The following is a 1291-nucleotide window of genomic DNA, read 5'->3' as shown; positions in this document are numbered from 1 at the left end:
TAGCTAGTATAAGTTGGATTGGACAAATCCTTAGAGAAAATTTATGTAAAGAATAAAAGACAGCGTACAACTTCGGTTCAGTAAAAGCTATAACACATTTTATGTAAAATAGCCCTCCGATTGGAGGGCTATTTTTTACTTCATTTTATTTACTTCTCTGAATAATTCTTTACTATCATTCGGATTTTTATCCACCCATTTGTAAAACTTTTCCATAAAGACTGCATTCTTTTCAGAAAGAATTCTTCCTTCTTTATTTAATTCATTGTAATATTCATTTCTAATCTCTGATTTAGCTTGAAAACCATATTTAAAAGCAAAAAATAAAGCTGCTAATGAAATTGCAGAAAACACAACCGTATACAATACCCAATTAAACCCTTTTTGTGTTGTTTGAATTGATTTAACTGTTTTCTCAGCCACTCTTTCTAGTTCTGCTATACTTCTATTTACACCAGAATTATCCACTTTAATATCCGTTCTTTTCAATTGCTCTAAATGATTTCGGTTGGATTGTTCAATTTGAGCAGATAATTGTTCCAATCGCTTGATTTTCTCTGAAATAATTTCACTTTCTTCTAAAATCAGTTTCATAAGTTGTTGACTTGTCATATTCATAGTGCTAATTATTTAATATTTACAACGACATTCCTCTATCCATCGAACGTCCAATCTTGATAGCCATATCCGCTATTTTAATCGCCGGTTGTAAAAGCGATAAAACTTCTACCGGCTTTGTAGCAAACTCTTTCGTTAATCCTTTTACAATTTCTGTCTGCATGGTCATTCCTTTAAATGAAACACCTTTTTCAATCATATTTTTCATACCACAAGTCTTATGGATTTCAGACGCTTTAAAATCAAGCCCACTCATTTTATCATGAATACGGAAACCTTGTAATTTTCCCCCTTTATTAATGGTTGGCTCAATTCGACAACCTTTATCATACATACTTTGCATATACTCCGAAAAAGTTCGCGATTGCTTAACAGAAATGTTATGCTTTTTGTAAATATCAGCTTTCAGTTCTTTGTTTAACTCCTTATCTAATGTTCGTGAAATTTCTTTCTCTTGTCTAACCTCTTTCGCTGTTTTTAATCCATTTTCAAGGGCTATTTTCTCTGCTGAATTTTGCGCTTTAAATCCAATATAAGAGTCGTCCAAGGCTTTTCCTTTCTCATCGATACGATTGGCGATAATATGGACGTGTGTAGCTTTGGTATTTTGATGAACATAGGCAATACATTGATTATTTTCTAATCCTAAGTTTTTCAAATGATCTTGGGTATA

2 protein-coding genes are annotated in these 1291 nt (G+C 32.1%); both read right to left on the bottom strand.

The features are described 5' to 3' along the window. Window positions 1–135 precede the first annotated feature (135 nt). Window positions 136–594: a hypothetical protein gene (locus BM072_RS15350; protein WP_143080503.1), complete on the bottom strand. Its 459-nt coding sequence runs from the start codon at window positions 592–594 to the stop codon at window positions 136–138. A 43-nt stretch (window positions 595–637) separates the two neighbouring features. Beyond that, window positions 638–1291, bottom strand: a 654-nt coding sequence (locus BM072_RS15345) for a relaxase/mobilization nuclease domain-containing protein (protein ID WP_092910781.1), incomplete at its 5' end; no start/stop codon positions are given.

Source organism: Algoriella xinjiangensis (assembly GCF_900115015.1).
GTDB lineage: Bacteria > Bacteroidota > Bacteroidia > Flavobacteriales > Weeksellaceae > Empedobacter > Empedobacter xinjiangensis.
The sequence above is the reverse complement of the archived record's forward strand: the minus strand, read 5'-3'. Positions and strand labels throughout refer to the sequence as shown.

Bases quoted from the DNA above. Each gene is read 5' to 3' on its own strand.
- BM072_RS15350 (WP_143080503.1), bottom strand. From the start codon at position 594: ATGAAACTGATTTTAGAAGAAAGTGAAATTATTTCAGAGAAAATCAAG.